This is a genomic window from Paenibacillus sp. J22R3 (genome assembly GCF_056269305.1).
Genome location: NZ_JBWDNS010000006.1, coordinates 100377 through 117174, shown reverse-complemented (window position 1 = coordinate 117174; position 16798 = coordinate 100377). Strand labels below are relative to the sequence as shown.

Below are 16798 nucleotides of genomic sequence, written 5' to 3'. Positions count from 1 at the left end.
AATTGGAATGAAAGGTCTCTTAAAAGGGCTTGGTGTTACGCTCAAATCAATGACCGAGAAAAAAGTTACCACTTCCTATCCCGATGTGCCGATCGTCATGCCGGACCGCTACCGCGGCATCCAGCATTTTGAACCGGACAAATGCATCGTGTGCAATCAGTGTGTACGTATTTGTCCGACGGAGTGTATCTCGCTTGTAGGGAAGGCGAACCCCGATCCGGACAAAAAAGGGAAGGTCATCGACACGTACGACATCAACTTCGAAATATGCATTCTCTGTGATCTATGCACGGAAGTGTGTCCGACCGAAGCGATCGTCATGACGGGTAATTTCGAATTGGCGTCTTACAGCCGAGATGAGCTGTTCAAGGATCTGAAATGGCTGGATGAGAACAATCGTAACGTCCGCCAAGACAATAACAATATCGGTGCTCCCGCGGCGGCCAGGGGAGGAGCGAAATAGACGATGTTCAACTTTAATTTCTCCGGTGAATTCGTCGCCTTCTTCGTCTTCTCCGTCCTGATTATCAGCGGTGCCGTATTGATGGTCAGCTTCACCAAAGTCGTCCACATGGTCGTCTCGCTCGCAGCTGTATTTATCGGCATTGCCGGGATGTTCGTTCTGCTGGAAGCGGAGTTTCTGGCTTTCGTGCAAGTGCTCATCTACGCGGGAGCGGTCTCCATTCTGATGATCTTCGGCATTATGATGACCAAGCATCAGGAGGCGGAGGCCGAGCAGGCTAAGCCGCTGCGCGAAACATTGACGGCCATCGGCGCGCTTGCGCTGTTCGGCATTCTGTTCTATGCCATCCGTCAGTCCGAGTTTCCGGAGCCGGAGCAGCCGCTGATGCCGGCTTCGGCAGACAATACGATGGAGATCGGCAAGCTGCTGTTTACCGGTTATGTCATTCCGTTCGAGCTCGTATCGGTGCTGCTGACGGTTGCCTTTATCGGGGCTATCGTGCTGGCGAAGAAGGAGGCCGAATAGATGTTATCTTCCTATCTGACCATGGCCGCGATTCTGTTCTGTATCGGGCTTTACGGCGCGCTTGTCAAACGGAATGCCGTTATCATCCTATTGTCGATTGAGCTCATGCTGAACGCAGTAAACCTCAACCTCGTCGCATTCTCCAAATATGGTGTTGTCCCCTCGCTGACAGGACAGATGTTCACCCTGTTCAGCATTGCCGTTGCAGCTGCCGAGGCGGCTGTCGGAATCGCCGTACTGATTGCGCTGTTCCGCGCACGCGGGACTGTCAATGCGGATGAGTATGACGAAATGAGGAGGTAACGGCATGGATACAAGTTTCTCGCAATCAGCCTGGCTGATTCCGCTCTTCCCGTTCGCGGCCTTCCTGCTGCTGCTTGCCTTCGGGCGCGGCCAGCGGATGCTTGGCGTAACGCTCGGTGTAGTAGGCTCTTTTGCAGCTCTGGTGCTGTCCATTCTCGTATTGATCGAGCATATGGCAGATGGCTCTGCTTATTATCAATATGCGTTCAAATGGATCGAGCTCGGCAGTCTCGTGATGAATGCCGGCTTCGAGGTCACGAATTTAACGGCAATCATGCTGGTCGTCGTGACGTCCGTCAGCTTCTTGGTGAACGTGTACTCGGCAGGCTACATGAAGACCGATGAACGGATTTCCGTTTTCTACAGCTACGTTGCACTCTTCACGTTCTCGATGCTCGGCCTCGTGCTGGCTGATAATATGCTGACGCTCTATATTTTCTGGGAGCTGGTAGGGGTTTGTTCCTTCCTGCTCGTAGGGTTCTGGTATAGTAAACCGGAGGCTAAAGCTGCGGCCAAGAAAGCGTTCATCGTGACGCGGATTGGCGATGCGGGCTTGCTGCTCGGTATCTTGGTGCTCTATTGGTACATGCCGGAGCATGCGCTGGATTTTGTAAGTATAGGTAATGCCTTTGACGGTGGAACGGCTGTCATCGCTGCAGGGGTAACGACTTGGATTGCGGTGCTGATCTTTATCGGCGCTGTCGGCAAATCCGGTCAGTTTCCGCTCCATGTCTGGCTTCCGGATGCGATGGAAGGCCCGACGCCGATCAGTGCGCTGATCCATGCTGCAACCATGGTTGCTGCAGGGATCTACCTCGTTGCACGGACGTTTGATATTTTCCAAGCTTCACAGACAGCTATGGATATCGTCGCGTATGTAGGCGGCTTTACCGCCATATTCGCCGCTACCATCGGTGTCGCGCAGAATGATATTAAGCGAATTCTCGCTTACTCTACGGTCAGCCAGCTTGGATACATGATGATGGCTCTTGGGCTTGGCTCGATGACGGGCGGTATTTTCCATCTCTTCACGCATGCCTTTTTCAAAGCACTGCTCTTCCTGGGAGCGGGCAGCGTCATTCATGCCGTACATACGCAAAACATTCACGAGATGGGCGGCTTAAGCTCCAAAATGCGCATTACAACCTGGACGTTCGGCATCGGAGCGCTTGCGCTTTCCGGTATTCCGCCGTTCTCGGGCTTCTGGTCCAAGGATTTGATTCTCAATGAGGCGCTTCACGAGAAACCGGTGCTCTTCGTAGTCGGCGTAATAGCGGCATTCTTCACTGCATTCTACATGTCGAGGCTGTTCTTCCTCGTCTTTATGGGCAAGCCGAAAGGCGACCATGCCCATGAGTCACCGTCCTCGATGACGATTCCGTTGATCATTCTGGCGGTGCTGGCGGTTGTGGCCGGTTTTATTCAAACGCCTTGGAACGATACGCTCGGAACATGGTTAACCGACGGTGCCGAGAAGGAGCATGGCGGAGGCGGTCTCGTGATGGTGATTTCCGCAGCTGTCGGTCTGCTAGGGTTGTATCTGGGCTGGCTGGTCTTCGTCAAAGGAACCATTGCACGGGATGCGGTATCCTCAAGGGCACCTTGGCTTGTAAGGCTGCTTGAGCGCAAATATTACATGGATGAGCTGTATGACATGCTGCTGGTACGTCCGCTGCGCGGGCTGGGCCAACTGCTGAATATGGTGGATGACTACGTGGTGGATGGACTTGTTCGCGTAGCAGGCGGAACGGCAGTGCTGTTCGGCCGCGGCGGAACAAGGCTCCAATCCGGACAAATCCAAACCTATGGATTGGTCACGCTGCTGGGTCTTGTCGTTCTTATTGTGGCAATTGTCGGAAGGAGGTTCTGGTGATGCTGGCTAATCTTCCGATTCTATCTCTTATTACATTTTCTCCGCTGCTAGGCATTCTGGTGCTTCTGTTTCTACCTAAGCATCGGAGCCGCTGGCTGAAGGTGGCTGCGATCTCGGCTACGATTCTTCCCCTGCTGTTGTCGCTATGGCTGTATGCCGATTATGACGGCACCAAGGGCGGGAAGAGCTATGAAGAGACGGCAACCTGGATTGATACCTCGCTGAACAAAGAAGCGGTTGGCGATGTGAGCTCCTATTCGTTCACCTTCCAATATCACATGGGCATCGATGGTCTGTCGCTGCCGCTGCTGCTGCTCACTACCATTGTCGGTGTTATGGCTGCACTGGCTTCCGTGCATGTGAAGAAACGATGGAAGTCGTTCTATATCTGGTTCTTGCTCCTTGAAGTCGGCATGATCGGCGTATTCCTGGCGCGAGATGTCTTCTTGTTCTTCGTCTTCTTCGAAATGACCCTTATTCCGATGTTCTTCTTAATCGGGATCTGGGGCTATATGAACCGCGAGAAAGCGGCGAATAAGTTTCTGCTCTATAACGGAATCGGCTCTGCGATTATGCTGCTGGCTTTCGTGATGCTTGTTGCAACGGCAGGCTTCCGCGTGGAGCAGCTGCCGGAGAAACAGCAGACGAACCTGAGCTACAGCGGCAGTTACGAAGTGATCAGCAACAATCTGACGAGTCCGGACTCCTATGTGAATATGTCGACGGAACAGATGCAGGGGCAGGATAATCCGCTCTATCTCTCGGAACGGATGCGCTGGGTTATTTTCCTATTACTGTTGATCGCATTCGGCATTAAGCTGCCGATCTTCCCGTTCCATACGTGGATGCTGCAGGTACATGCCGAAGCGCCGCCTTCTGTCGTTATGATCCACTCCGGCGTTCTGCTCAAGATGGGAGCGTATGGGTTACTCCGTTTCGGGGTATTCATGTTCCCGGGGGTAGCGAAGGATTGGGCGGTGGCGCTGGCCATACTCGGTGTCGTGAATATTCTGTATGGCGCGATACTGGCGCTCGTGCAGAAAGAATTTAAACTCGTGCTTGCCTACTCCTCGATCAGTCATATGGGGATCGTGCTGCTCGGGATCGCTTCCTTTAATGAAATCGGGCTCAATGGCGCCCTCATTCAATTGATCTCGCACGGTTTAATCTCCGCGCTGCTGTTCTTGGTTGTCGGCAGCATCTACGAACGTACGGGCTCGACGGAGCTGAAGGATCTCGGAGGTTTGGCCAGAAGCATGCCGTTCATGAGCGGTATTCTGCTGACGGCCGGTATGGCCTCTCTCGGCTTGCCGGGTTTATCCGGATTCGTAGGCGAGTTCCTCTCATTCTTAGGACTGTTCGATTCCATGAGAGTGATTACGGGCATTGCGGTGCTCGGCGTTATTCTGACAGCCATCTATGTGCTTCGGAGCATACTTGGCATTACCTTCGGCTCGATGCCGGAACGGTTCGCGGCGGCACGGGATGTGCGCCTCATTGAAGCGGTGCCGATGATTACGCTGCTGGCATTCATCGTACTGATCGGGGTATACCCGGCTGTTCTGACGGAGCCGATGAAGCATGGTTTTGACATGCTGCTTCAGCAACTTACAGAGAAGGCGGGGAGGTAGACGATGGAAGCTGCACAACAACAGCTGCAATCGCTCACCTGGAGCGATGCAGGCTATCTCGCCCCGGAATGGATTCTGATCGCTTTTACAATTGTGCTCGCTGTAGTGGATTTATTCTTGCCGCGCCGTTCGAGCAGGAGCGTTATTGGCTGGTTGACGCTTGGCGGCATCCTGACCTCGCTTGGTTTCGTCGCCTGGCGAATGCTGGACATGGCTTCGAAGACGGCAGATGCGGAAGCGGCCGGTCAAACGATGAGCGGTGTCATTCGTATCATGGCTGACAGCTACCGGATTGATTATTTCTCCAGCATGCTTAAGATCGTGTTCCTGGTGGCAACCGCACTTATCGTGCTGATGAGCCTGGGTACGGTGAAGCGATCAGACATCGTGGATAAAGGTGAATTCTATTACTTGCTGCTCCCGGCAGTCGTCGGTGCGATGATTATGGCTTCCTCGGGAGATCTGATCACGCTCTACATCGGGCTGGAGCTGTTAAGCATTACAACCTACGTGCTCGTCGGTATTCGCAAGCAGGCGGTGCAATCGTCAGAGGCCGCGTTTAAGTACGTGGTGACGGGCGGTATCTCCTCGGCGTTGATCCTGTTCGGGATGTCGTATCTCTATGGCATTACAGGCGCGACGAATCTTGGCGCGATTGCGCAAGGGGTTCAACAGCATTCAGCCGACTTCCCGGCACTGCTCTACGTCGGATTCTTCTTCATCTTAGCGGGTCTTGGGATCAAAATCGCCGCAGCTCCGTTTCATTACTGGGCAGCGGATGTCTACCAAGGAGCCCCTACGCCGATTACGGCTTTCCTGGCCGTCGTCTCCAAAGGCGCGGCATTCGCGGTTATTTTCCGCCTCGTGTACAATGTGGCTTTCTACGCTTCATCGCCTGAGAAGCCGATTGCGGATGATATATTCCTAGCGCTCAATGTGATGGCTGCAGCCGCGATGCTGGTAGGATCGACGATGGCGCTCAGACAATTCAACGTCAAACGTCTGATTGCCTTGTCCGGTGTTGCGAATGCGGGTTATCTGCTCGTTCCGCTTGGACTCTCGCTCAAAGGCATGCATGCCTCGAATTTCGGGGAGTTTATCTTCTATCTCGCGGCATACCTGCTGATGACGATCGGTGCGCTTACCGTGTTCACCGTCATTAGCAAGTCGGCCGGCAGCGAAGAAGTAGGCGGCTTCTCGGGACTCTATTACAGGGCTCCTTGGACCGCAGCAGCGATGGTCGTCTTCGTCCTCTCGTTAGCGGGCCTGCCGATTACAGGCGGTTTCTTCGGGAAGCTGTTTATCTTACTTGGTGCGGCGCAGTCGCATCTCTACTGGATTGCAGCGATTATGGTCGTGAGCAGCGTAATCTCGTATTATTTCTACTTCGGCATCATCAGGCAAATGTTCATGCGGGCTACTATTGATAATGAGGTGCAAGTTCCGGTCACAAGCGGCATCGTCATCTGGCTGTGTGCGGGCGCTACCGTGGCGCTCGGTATCGTGCCAAGTCCGGTATTGAACTGGATTAACACGCATTTCTCAATCGTAAATGATTTGTTTGTCCGATAGCTTAGCAGCAGGGCAGGGTTAAGTTAGGGTCGAAAGGACGAGGAGCGGGCCTGCGGGTCCGCTCTTTTGTTGTTTGAAATGAAGCGAAGTGGCATCGATTGCATGGACAAGCCGTACAAGGTCGAACCCATGCTGATTTTCGGGGGTTCTCTTGTCCTAGTTCATTATTATCGAAGTTCAACGAATCTTTAGATTAAGTCAGGCATATCGGCGCATAAACATCGGAGTAAACAGCTATAAAAGCGGGACTATCGACCTTTTAATTGTTGTTTCTACAAATTCCTTAAAGGAGAATGGGACTCGGGAAGCGAAACGTTTCAGATCACAGGCTGCGGGTTAAAGGCAGACTAGGATGATCATCTCCAATAGGGATTCTAACACTTGTATGAAGCCGAAAGGGACAGTGGCTGTTATGCCAACACTAGGCTATAAGGATACGTCTTATTCCGCGGCGCCGCGCCGAGTCGGCAGTCGTTTAGCTGCGGCCGTGGCGACAGCGGCGGCGTTTGCGGCGGCATTTGTGCCGCGCCGCGCTGCACGTCGCACCGCGCTGCACGCCGTGCTCGCAGCGCTGCTGCTGTGGAGCGCCCCTGCCGGCGCGGCATCCGCCGCCGCCGCAGGGGCCGCTCCCGCGGCCTCGCCGCCTGCGGCGGCAACCGCCGGCCCGCCGCATGGCGCGGCCGCGGGCGAACCCGCCGCCGCCGGCGGCCAAGATGAGCCCGCGCCCACCGGCGGCTGGCTCATCAAGTGGCGCGACCCGGCGCTGGCGAAGCCGCTGCCGGGGACGCGCCTGCTCCGCCGCCTGGCGATGCCGGCGGCGGGCGCGGTGGACGTTGTCCGCCCCGAGGACCCGGGGGCGGACACGTCCGAGTGGCTCCTCCGGCTGCAGCGGATGCCGGAGATCGCGTACGCCCAGCCGATCGGCAGCGTCAAGCTGCTGGCCGTGCCGGCGAGCAATGATCCGGAGCTGCCGAAGCTGCAGCATCTGGATCAGATCGGGGCCCAGACCGCCTGGTCGAAAGTGCATGATCAGCTGGATCTGACCATTGCGCTCATTGACACCGGCGTCGATTTGGACCACCCGGATCTCAAGAACAACTTGGTGGCCGGTACGAATCTGGTCAGCCCGGGCAAGCCGCCGGAGGATGACAACGGACACGGGACGGCAGTAGCCGGGGTTCTTGCGGGCGAAGGGAACAATAAAGAAGGCATTGCAGGCATTCTATGGCGTGCCAAGCTTATGCCGATCAAAGCGCTGGATGCCGATGGCTTCGGCGATGAAGAGCGGCTGGGCAAGGCGATTGTCTATGCGGTCGATCATGGTGCTCGCATACTCGTCCTCTCCGTTGGTCTCTATCGCTATTCGCCTTATCTCCGTGACATCGTGCAATATGCGGAGTCGAAGGGGGCGCTGCTTGTAGCGGCCAGCGGGAACGACGGGCTGGCGCTGGGTTCGAAGGCCGAAGTGAAATATCCGGCCGCTTACGCTACGGTACTTGCTGTGGCCGGTGTTGACGCGGATGGGAAACCGGAGCCGCGCTCCAATGCCGGTCCGGAGAATGATATTGCGGCACCATGGCATGTCTATACGACGGCACTGGGCGGCGGGTACAAGCATGAAGAAGGCACCTCGATGGCTGCGCCTCAGGCAGCGGCAGCGGCAGCGCTCGTATGGGCGGTACATCCCAGCTACAAACCCTACCAGGTACGTGCTTTGCTCAGGCAAACGGCAAGGGATATTGGCAAACCGGGGGTGGATGATGCTAGCGGCTACGGCCTGCTTCAGATCGACCGTGCTGTAACGGGAGTTCTTCGAGCAGATGGCTATGAGCCGAACGACACCAGGCAGACCGCGCAGAAGTTCCCGCTTGGCAAAAGAATCGCAGCTGAGCTTGCAGGCGGCCAAGATAAGGATTGGTATACGCTTGACGCTCCTTATGATGGCGTGATATCCCTTCAATTTCAAGGGCTTCTCTCAGGTGGGGAGACAACGCCAATTCTCCAAGTGACTCATGTTGTGGGAGGCGTAGTGCAAGGCACGAAAGTTACGAAACTCGGCAACCAAACCGTCGAGTGGAACGTTAAGAAAGGGAGGAATGAATTTGAGCTCCACTTCTTCGCCCAAACGACGAAGCAGCGGCTGCCTTATTTGCTGACCTCCTCCTTTGAGATTGCACCGGATAGCTACGAAATGAACGATAAGCAGTATCAAGCATTTACGCTGAAACCGAAGTCCCAGCAGGTGACGGGGAATTTTCATCAGACGGGGGATCGTGACTGGTACGCTATTCATTTTGAAACGGGGGGCACGCTCAAGCTCTCGCTTTCTACCGACTCCGCACGAATTGATCCCGCACTCGCCTTCGGGCGGCAAGGGGCAACGCTGCAGGAAATCGACGAGAACAGTGAAGGCGAGACGGAAACCTCGGATCTGATCAATGTTACACCGGGTATCTATTACATACGCGTTCATAACGGAATGTCGGCACAGGCCGGTCCGTCTGCTGCGGCGTATACACTGAATATAGAGCTTATTTCCAAATATACGGATCCCAACGAGCCGAACAACAAATCGTATGAAGCAACAGGGATAGCCAAAGGTTCTGATTACTGGGGTGTCATAGGGGCAGAGGATGCCGATTGGTATCAATTGCGCCTTGGAAGTGAAAGTGTGTTATCCGTGCAGGTTAACGGTATTCCGAGTGGAATCCGAATGAAGGCGGAGGTGTTTGATAAACGGCAGCAGCTGTTATTTACCTTGCAATCCGCAAAGAATGATACCCGCATGGTCAAAGAGCAGCGCGTACAGGCAGGCCTGTATTACGTCAAGGTGACGGCGAGCAGCAGCTTTGACAGACAGTACTATGGCTTTCGCATGGATGCAGAACCGGTCGTGGCAGGGTTTCGCGATATTACCGGTCACTGGGCAGCAGATACAATTGTAGCGCTGAGCAATGACCGCATCGTGGAAGGGAGCGGCAACTACCGCTTCTACCCGAATCGGAGCATTACGCGAGCAGAAGCGATCTCCATGCTGGTGAGGGCACTGAATCCGATTGCAAGCACGGGACCGAGCTTCACGGATGTCACCTCTAAGCACTGGGCGTACGCCGCCATTACAAAAGCTTCAGGAACCGGATGGGTCGGTGGTTATCCGGGCGGGGCCTTTGGTCCTAATAAGCCGATAACCCGCGAAGAAATGGCGGTCATTCTGCTTCGGGCCCTCCAGCTGAACAGCTCACTTCCTTATGCAGCGACTTTCGTGGATGTGAAGCTGACGCGTTGGTCCGCACCGGCTATTCAGACGATGAAGCAACAAGAGCTGCTCGGGGGATACCCGGACGGCAGCTTTAGGCCGGAGCAGACGGCAACGCGAGCGGAGTTCGCGGCACTGCTGCTTCGAGCCATGAACATGTAGAATTTGTAGCAGGGAGTCAATCGAATGGATCAATTAGCCGCTAATGCCGGCGTACATGCACTTATTTCCATTGTTGTTGAGCTGTTTAGCATTGCAATGGCTTGGATTGTCTTGCAAGAGCTGAAGTTTGACACGATCCTGAAGCGCCCGCGCAGCTCACAGGCACGTATTTTGCAAATTATGCTCGCCATCGTGCTCGGGCATGGCTTTGCCGGCTTCGTACTCGATTACTGGAACTGGTCGGGCTTGCTTAAGGGAATTGTCGAATAACAAGGTGGCAATATGTAAACAATGGGTAGTATATGACGGTACGAAACGAAAAATAGGCTGCGAATACTATAAAAAAAGCCATTTCAGGTGCGGGTTCGACAGGTAGAAAATAACGCTTGTCGTTTCTTGTAGACGGGTGGTAAGATGTAGGTTGGGTACGGAGTACCGTACCATTAATTGTGCATAAGACAAGAATCTACTGCACGCGGAGGGAAACCTAAAGATGAGCAAAATAATCGTCCGCGGCGGCCAGCGACTATCCGGAAACGTTCGTGTAAGCGGAGCAAAGAATGCCGTATTACCGATTCTCGCTGCCACGTTACTTGCAAAGGAAGGCGAGAGCGTCATTTATGACGTGCCTAATCTAGACGATGTAATTACGATTCAACAAGTGCTTTCTGCCTTAGGCGGGAAACTGACATATGACAATGAAACGATGCGGATATCCGCAGCCAATTTGACTTCGTTCGAAGCTCCTTATGAGTGGGTGCGCAAGATGCGTGCATCCTTCCTCGTTATGGGACCGCTTCTGGCTCGTCTTGGGCGTGCAAGAATTTCTCTCCCGGGTGGATGTGCAATCGGCACACGTGCGATTGACCAGCATTTGAAGGGCTTCGAGGCGATGGGCGTCGAGATCGTCCTTGGTCAAGGTTTTATCGAAGCACGCAAGGAAGGCAAGCTCAAAGGCGCCAAGATCTATCTCGATGTAGCCAGCGTAGGCGCAACGGAGAACATCATGATGGCGGCTGTACTTGCAGAAGGCACCACATCCATCGAGAACGCGGCGAAGGAGCCGGAGATCGTGGATCTAGCCAATTACCTGAATGCTATGGGTGCGAAGGTTCGCGGAGCAGGCACGGGCATTATCCGTATTGAGGGTGTGGAGGAGCTGAAGGGCGCTCACCATACTGTCATTCCGGACCGTGTGGAAGCGGGTACTTTTATGATCGCGGCTGCCATGACCGGCGGCGATGTTCATATTGACGGCGCAATCGGCGAGCATTTGGCACCGGTGATCTCGAAGCTTGAAGAGATGGGCGTTGCCATTACGGAGACAGACAACGGTCTGCGCGTAGTGGGTCCGCAGAAATTGAAATCAGTAGACGTCAAGACGTTACCATACCCCGGATTCCCAACCGATATGCAGTCGCAGATGATGGCGATTCTGTTGATTGCCGAAGGCACCAGCATCGTGACGGAGACGATCTTCGAGAACCGTTTCATGCATGTCGAGGAGTTCCAGAAGATGAGCGCTCAAATTAAGATCGACGGCCGCATGGCCATCGTAAGCGGCAACACAGCACTGACTGGCGCAAAAGTAACCGCTACCGATCTTCGTGCAGGTGCAGCACTTATCTGTGCAGCTCTTTGTGCGGACGGTGAGAGCGAAATTACCGGCCTTCACCACGTAGATCGCGGCTATGTCGACATTACCGGTAAGCTTGCGGCGCTTGGCGCTAATATCCACCGTGTTGATCCGATACCGGCTGAGCCTGTGTATTCTAAAGTGCTCGAAGGCGTTGCTGCAGTGCTGGAGGAACCAGTCGTTGTAGCAGCAATGTCCGCAGAACCGGTGAAGCGTGAAAAAGAAACTCCGCGCCTGAAGGTTCAACCTACCTGGGCATAAGATTCATTCCTAACACATAATCGTAATAAGCTGCCTCTTGCGTTCACCTGTGAACGCAAGAGGCAGCTTTTGTTTTGTGCAGATTGGCGATAATCTCCCCTCCCCCCGCAGGGAAGATGAGCTCTCAGCAAACATTACGTTTGAGAGTCGGGTTTCTCGACGCTCGAGGTGTGACAATGGTGAAGACCCCTACTTATTCGGTACTATCCTACTTTTCCGGTTCATAGACTGTAGCAAATAGGAATTAAGAGAAATGAGATTAGCAGAACAGGAAGGAGCAGCAGATGGAACGTGTGAGATGGCGGACAGGCAGTCCGAGGAGCCGGTGGTGGAGAGGCTGGATGTTGTGGTTTACGTGGGGGTTGCTGCTTGTCGTGCTGGTGAGAGGGGCTGTCTATCTCCTGGACGATAGGAATGCGGCTGCCAAGAACGGCGAGATTGGCCAAGCAGCGGATCAGCAGCAGGTGTTCGGCAACGACGCATCCAAGCAGACTGCCGCAGTAGAGGAAAGCGCAGTGCCAACCGAGACGGACAAGCAGCCTATGAAGGAAGCGCAATCGGTCGGCAGCGGCAATAAAGGGTTCAACGCACTCAGCGCCTACGACCGAATGTGGGTTAACGTGTATCTCACCAAGGAGAAACGGATTGAGAAAATGCCCATTGAGCTTTATGTGCGCGGCGTGCTGGCCGGCGAGATGCCGATTGATTTTGAATTGGAGGCTCTGAAGGCGCAGGCGATCGCAGCCCGAACCTATATCTATAAACGAATGCAGGCGAACGACCGCAGCGGGCTGAGCGGTGAAGCAAAGAAGGCAGATGTGAACGATACCGTCATGAACCAAGTATATGTGCCTCTGAGTTCGCTTCTGTCACGCTGGAGCGGGACAAGCAAGGAAAAGAACCTCGAGAAGCTGAATGAGGCTGTATCGCAAACCAAGGGGCAGATCGTGACCTATGAAGGGGAGCCGATCCAGGCGGCCTTCTTCTCAACGAGCAACGGGTACACCGAGAATGCTTCGGATTATTGGGATCTGGATCTTCCGTACTTACGCAGCGTTGCCAGCCCGTGGGACAAGGCGATTTCACCTAGCTATAAAGAAACGGTTACGATGTCGCTCAATGATTTTAGCAAGAAGCTTGGCATTAAGAAAAGTGCGGTCCGGCAGATGCGTATTCTGGATACGACAGCGGGCAAACGCATTAAGACGGTTATGGTTGGCAGGGAGATGCTAAGCGGCAGAGAGATTCGAGAGAAGCTGGGACTGGCCTCCTCGCAGTTCAACTGGACCATCCTCGATGATGAAATCCAAATCACCACTTTCGGCTATGGCCATGGTGTCGGAATGAGTCAATGGGGAGCAAACGGTATGGCGCAAAAAGGGGGAACGGCTGCAGAGATTCTCGCACACTATTATTCGGGAACGCAGCTTTCGAAAGCGAAAGGGCTGGTAGACTAGCGCAGCCATCGCCCCTAGCTTCTCTAACAATCTCAAAAAATGTTAAACCCTCACGTATAAACTGCTAGGTTGTGGCAACAATGGCTAGTGAGGTGATCGAACAATGAGTGATAACAAATCAAAGTTCAATGAAGAAGCTCCCAAAAATGTAGTGGGAGGCACTGCCGTCAAACCATCTGCATGGAGAAAGCTGCTTGCGAAGAAGTGGGCAGCACCGTCAGCATTCCTAGCCGCGGCAGCAATTATCGTAACCTTAATGTGGCTCTATGGGGGAGCTGGGGAAACTAGTAACAAGCCAGCCAGCACCGACGTAGAAGTCTCTCAAGGTACAACGGATGGAATGACAGCAGACCAATTGCCGGCAGATGACGAAGCAGTTAACTCATCGGAGTCAGAATTGATGAAATGGCCTGTTGACCGCAGCCAGCTGGATGTTGTAGCGCCGTTCTATGATGCGAAAGCTTCCGGTGAAGAGCGTCAAGCCGCTCTGATTCAATCGGGCAACACGTTCGTAACGAACATGGGCATTGACTTCGCGAAGAACGACACGGCATTTGATGTATCGGCAGCGCTGAGCGGCCGCGTCATCGTATCCGAGAAACACCCGCTTAACGGCAACATTGTCGAGATCAAGCATGCGGACGGAATCGTAACCGTCTACCACAGCTTGAGCGACGTGCAAGTTAAAGTGGGCGATGAAGTGAAGCAAGGCACGGTCATTGCGAAAGCCGGCAGAAGTGAGCTGGAGAAAGAACTTGGCGTCCACATGCACTTTGAAGTGCGCAAGGACGGCAAAGCGATTAACCCCAATACGTTTATCACATCTGATTCCGCAAGCGCAACTGAGAACTAGAAGCAAGCGGAGTGCTTTATGAAGGCAGGATACCCTGCCTTCTTTTTTTTATGTTCTTTTGCTTGTGAAATGGGACTTTTGGAGTGGAAAAGCGGCCGTATCTGAAAATAATTGCTGTTCTTTAGCTTGTCACGCTTGGACACAAAGAATATATACCCGTACCCCTCATATACTGTACCAAACTATCTCGAGTAGGGAGGCGGGAGCGTGCACGATTATATCAAAGAACGGACCATAAAAATCGGCCGTTGCATCGTCGAGACGAAGCATACGGTGCGGACGATTGCTAAAGAATTTGGCGTCTCCAAAAGCACGGTGCACAAGGATTTGACCGAGCGATTACCGGAAATAAATCCCGATTTGGCAGACCAGGTCAAGCACATTCTGGAATACCACAAATCGATCCGGCACCTGAGGGGAGGAGAAGCAACCAAAATCAAGTATAAGAAGAGCTCAGGACGCAAGCGTGAGGTTCTTGCCGCGGCAAAATCGTAAGCGATTTTTTCTACAAAAATAGAGGAATTTCGTACATTTCAGCGAATACTAAACAGGATGATCAGTGCACCTGACTACTTACTACTAAAGACGATTGTTTTGCGATCACATTCGCAAGTTTGAATTTGCGACATTCGTCATTCGACGTGGAGGAATTAGAGACATTATGTTTAGCAAGGATATTGGGATTGATTTAGGAACAGCTAACGTGTCCATTCATGTAAGAGGGAGGGGCGTTGTACTTGATGAGCCTTCTGTCGTCGCGATTGAGAGCGAGACGAAGCGCGTGCTTGCAGTAGGTGAAGAAGCGCATCGGATGGTAGGACGGACCCCTGGTAACATAATCGCCATCAGACCGCTTAGAGACGGTGTTATCGCTGATTTTGAAATTACGGAAATCATGTTGAAGGCATTTATCGATCGCGTGGGCGGCCGCTCTTGGCACAGCCGCCCCCGGATCTTAATTTGCGCACCGACCAACATTACTTCGGTAGAGCAGAAGGCGATCCGCGAGGCTGCAGAGCGCAGCGGCGCCAAGGATGTCTTTCTTGAAGAGGAGCCTAAGGCAGCTGCGATTGGCGCAGGCATGGATATCTACCAGCCGAGCGGCAACATGGTTGTTGATATTGGCGGCGGTACAACGGACGTGGCCGTGCTTTCGATGGGCGACGTTGTAACCGCCTCTTCCATTAAAGTCGCAGGGGACAAGTTTGACGAAGCGATCATGAAGTACATCAAGAACAAGTACAAGCTCTTGATCGGGGAACGGACAAGCGAAGACATTAAGATTAAGATCGGTTCCGTCTACGACAATGGATCCAGACAAGAGATCGACATTCGCGGGCGGGATATGGTTACGGGCTTGCCGCTGACCGTGACGATTTACTCGGAAGAAGTGCGCGAAGCGCTCTGGGAGCCGGTATCGTCTATTGTATCGGCAGCTAAGTCTGTACTGGAACGGACTCCGCCGGAATTGTCGGCCGACATTATTGACCGCGGCGTAATCTTAACAGGTGGCGGCGCGCTGCTGGGCGGCCTTGATGCATTGCTTGCAGAAGAGCTTAAGGTACCGGTACTGATTGCAGAAGACCCGATGCACTGCGTTGTTAAAGGAACAGGCCTGCTGCTTGACCATTTGGACCGTACGTCGCGCAGAGACAATAGAAGACGCTAAGCGATCACGGGATGAATGGATGCGTGCAGGATGTTCGGGTAGGACGCCTTTAGGGGGGCGTGCCAAGGGACAAGCTTTTGTACGGATGAAGATTAGTTCAAAAGTCATGCAATCGTTCTATTCATCGTGAGGATGGGTTAACCGATATATACAATATATACGCAGATTGGTTTGCGTTTGAAGCCGAGGCTTCGAATGCAGCATTCTGCGCTAACTTATCCCGTACGTTGAGCGCTCAGGAGGTAGCTTCATGCTAAGAGGTCTGTACACAGCTGCATCAGGCATGATTTCGCAGCAGCACCGGCATGATACTGTAACGAATAATATTTCAAATTTAAATACACCTGGTTATAAAGAGAAAAGTGCGGTTACGCACTCTTTTCCAGATATGCTGCTGCGTCTGTCCGGCGTTCAAGACGGCGGAGGCCGCGCAGTAGGCAAGCTGAACACCGGGGTGTTCGCGGAAGAGAGCTTGCAGATCAACCTGCAGGGCGATTTGATGCAAACGAACCAGTTCAGCGATTTTGCCATTGTATCGGACATTGTAGTGCCGGGCATGGCGTTTGATGGATCGGGTAAGGCGATGTCGGCGGACGGCAACTACGTGTTCCAACCGCAGGCATTCTTCACCGTTCAGAATACGAATGGTGAAATGCGCTATACGCGTGATGGTCAGTTCAAGCTGGATGACGAAGGCTTTCTGACATTGCCGGACGGGTCCCGCGTAATTGGTGCTAACGAGAAGCCGTTTCAGCTGCCTGCGGGTATGACGTTTAACAAGCTTACGCTTACGAGCGATAATCAACTGGTTGACGTAGATACAGGTGAAAGCGCCGGTCAACTGCTCATCTCTGTGGTCGATAATCCGAATAACCTTGTTCGTGAAGGTGACGGCAAATTCAAGCTAGGCGATGAGAATGTAGGCGTTCGGACGATGGCTGCGGGCGATCGGATCGAGTTGAAGCAGGGTTACGTGGAGCGCTCGAATGTGGATCCGGCGCAGTCGATGGTCGACTTGATGTCGGCGGCACGTGCTTATGAAGCGAATCAGAAGGTTATTCAATTTTATGATAAAAGCTTAGATAAAGCGGTAAATGAGATTGGCAGAGTATAACCGCCCACAAGCAATGCTTGACG

Annotated in this window: 14 protein-coding genes; all 14 read left to right on the top strand. The window is 53.5% G+C overall.

The annotated features are described in order from the left end of the window. Positions 1–7 precede the first annotated feature (7 nt). The 14 genes from nuoI (at position 8) to AC0YN4_RS24025 (ending at position 16775) form a co-directional block, all read left to right on the top strand. Positions 8–463: an NADH-quinone oxidoreductase subunit NuoI gene (nuoI, locus tag AC0YN4_RS24090; protein WP_475836981.1), complete on the top strand. Its 456-nt coding sequence runs from the start codon at positions 8–10 to the stop codon at positions 461–463. A gap of 3 nt (positions 464–466) precedes the next feature. Then, positions 467–988 (top strand): NADH-quinone oxidoreductase subunit J, encoded by a 522-nt coding sequence (locus AC0YN4_RS24085; RefSeq protein WP_475836980.1) that lies wholly within the window; start codon positions 467–469, stop codon positions 986–988. Next, on the top strand, positions 989–1291 hold the full coding sequence (gene nuoK, locus AC0YN4_RS24080; RefSeq protein WP_090982274.1) for an NADH-quinone oxidoreductase subunit NuoK: 303 nt from the start codon (positions 989–991) through the stop codon (positions 1289–1291). Between the two features lie 4 nt (positions 1292–1295). Continuing rightward, positions 1296–3164: an NADH-quinone oxidoreductase subunit L gene (gene nuoL / locus AC0YN4_RS24075; RefSeq protein WP_475836979.1), complete on the top strand. Its 1869-nt coding sequence runs from the start codon at positions 1296–1298 to the stop codon at positions 3162–3164. Then, positions 3164–4795: a complex I subunit 4 family protein gene (locus AC0YN4_RS24070; protein ID WP_475836978.1), complete on the top strand. Its 1632-nt coding sequence runs from the start codon at positions 3164–3166 to the stop codon at positions 4793–4795. The genes nuoL and AC0YN4_RS24070 overlap by 1 nt, the downstream gene beginning before the upstream one ends. 3 nt (positions 4796–4798) lie before the next feature. Next, a complete protein-coding gene (locus AC0YN4_RS24065) occupies positions 4799–6367 on the top strand; it encodes an NADH-quinone oxidoreductase subunit N (RefSeq protein WP_475783012.1) in 1569 nt (522 codons plus the stop codon). Between the two features lie 385 nt (positions 6368–6752). Continuing rightward, positions 6753–9785 carry a S8 family peptidase gene (locus tag AC0YN4_RS24060; RefSeq protein ID WP_475783011.1) on the top strand — a complete coding sequence of 1011 codons (3033 nt, stop codon included), beginning with the start codon at positions 6753–6755 and terminating at the stop codon, positions 9783–9785. A gap of 24 nt (positions 9786–9809) precedes the next feature. Beyond that, positions 9810–10055, top strand: coding sequence for a DUF1146 domain-containing protein (locus tag AC0YN4_RS24055; RefSeq protein WP_475783010.1), 246 nt, complete (start codon positions 9810–9812; stop codon positions 10053–10055). Positions 10056–10278: 223 nt separating this feature from the next. Continuing rightward, on the top strand, positions 10279–11682 hold the full coding sequence (gene murA / locus AC0YN4_RS24050; protein WP_090982285.1) for a UDP-N-acetylglucosamine 1-carboxyvinyltransferase: 1404 nt from the start codon (positions 10279–10281) through the stop codon (positions 11680–11682). Between the two features lie 284 nt (positions 11683–11966). Further along, positions 11967–13139, top strand: a complete 1173-nt coding sequence (gene spoIID, locus AC0YN4_RS24045) for a stage II sporulation protein D (protein ID WP_475836977.1) — start codon at positions 11967–11969, stop codon at positions 13137–13139. A gap of 103 nt (positions 13140–13242) precedes the next feature. After that, the gene (locus AC0YN4_RS24040) at positions 13243–13992 is read left to right on the top strand and encodes a peptidoglycan DD-metalloendopeptidase family protein (RefSeq protein WP_475783008.1); all 750 of its coding nucleotides are present in this window, start codon (positions 13243–13245) and stop codon (positions 13990–13992) included. Positions 13993–14199: 207 nt separating this feature from the next. Beyond that, the gene (spoIIID, locus tag AC0YN4_RS24035; protein ID WP_090575384.1) at positions 14200–14487 is read left to right on the top strand and encodes a sporulation transcriptional regulator SpoIIID; all 288 of its coding nucleotides are present in this window, start codon (positions 14200–14202) and stop codon (positions 14485–14487) included. A gap of 166 nt (positions 14488–14653) precedes the next feature. Then, on the top strand, positions 14654–15661 hold the full coding sequence (mreB, locus tag AC0YN4_RS24030; protein ID WP_090982294.1) for a rod shape-determining protein MreB: 1008 nt from the start codon (positions 14654–14656) through the stop codon (positions 15659–15661). Positions 15662–15911: 250 nt separating this feature from the next. After that, positions 15912–16775 carry a flagellar hook-basal body protein gene (locus tag AC0YN4_RS24025; protein ID WP_475783007.1) on the top strand — a complete coding sequence of 288 codons (864 nt, stop codon included), beginning with the start codon at positions 15912–15914 and terminating at the stop codon, positions 16773–16775. The last annotated feature ends 23 nt before the right edge of the window (positions 16776–16798 follow it).

Excerpts from the sequence above, each read along its gene's own strand:
- nuoI (WP_475836981.1), top strand. The coding sequence starts at position 8 with ATGAAAGGTCTCTTAAAAGGGCTTGGTGTTACGCTCAAATCAATGACC.
- AC0YN4_RS24085 (WP_475836980.1), top strand. The coding sequence starts at position 467 with ATGTTCAACTTTAATTTCTCCGGTGAATTCGTCGCCTTCTTCGTCTTC.
- nuoK (WP_090982274.1), top strand. The coding sequence starts at position 989 with ATGTTATCTTCCTATCTGACCATGGCCGCGATTCTGTTCTGTATCGGG.
- nuoL (WP_475836979.1), top strand. The coding sequence starts at position 1,296 with ATGGATACAAGTTTCTCGCAATCAGCCTGGCTGATTCCGCTCTTCCCG.
- AC0YN4_RS24070 (WP_475836978.1), top strand. The coding sequence starts at position 3,164 with ATGCTGGCTAATCTTCCGATTCTATCTCTTATTACATTTTCTCCGCTG.
- AC0YN4_RS24065 (WP_475783012.1), top strand. The coding sequence starts at position 4,799 with ATGGAAGCTGCACAACAACAGCTGCAATCGCTCACCTGGAGCGATGCA.
- AC0YN4_RS24060 (WP_475783011.1), top strand. The coding sequence starts at position 6,753 with ATGAAGCCGAAAGGGACAGTGGCTGTTATGCCAACACTAGGCTATAAG.
- AC0YN4_RS24055 (WP_475783010.1), top strand. The coding sequence starts at position 9,810 with ATGGATCAATTAGCCGCTAATGCCGGCGTACATGCACTTATTTCCATT.
- murA (WP_090982285.1), top strand. The coding sequence starts at position 10,279 with ATGAGCAAAATAATCGTCCGCGGCGGCCAGCGACTATCCGGAAACGTT.
- spoIID (WP_475836977.1), top strand. The coding sequence starts at position 11,967 with ATGGAACGTGTGAGATGGCGGACAGGCAGTCCGAGGAGCCGGTGGTGG.
- AC0YN4_RS24040 (WP_475783008.1), top strand. The coding sequence starts at position 13,243 with ATGAGTGATAACAAATCAAAGTTCAATGAAGAAGCTCCCAAAAATGTA.
- mreB (WP_090982294.1), top strand. The coding sequence starts at position 14,654 with ATGTTTAGCAAGGATATTGGGATTGATTTAGGAACAGCTAACGTGTCC.
- AC0YN4_RS24025 (WP_475783007.1), top strand. The coding sequence starts at position 15,912 with ATGCTAAGAGGTCTGTACACAGCTGCATCAGGCATGATTTCGCAGCAG.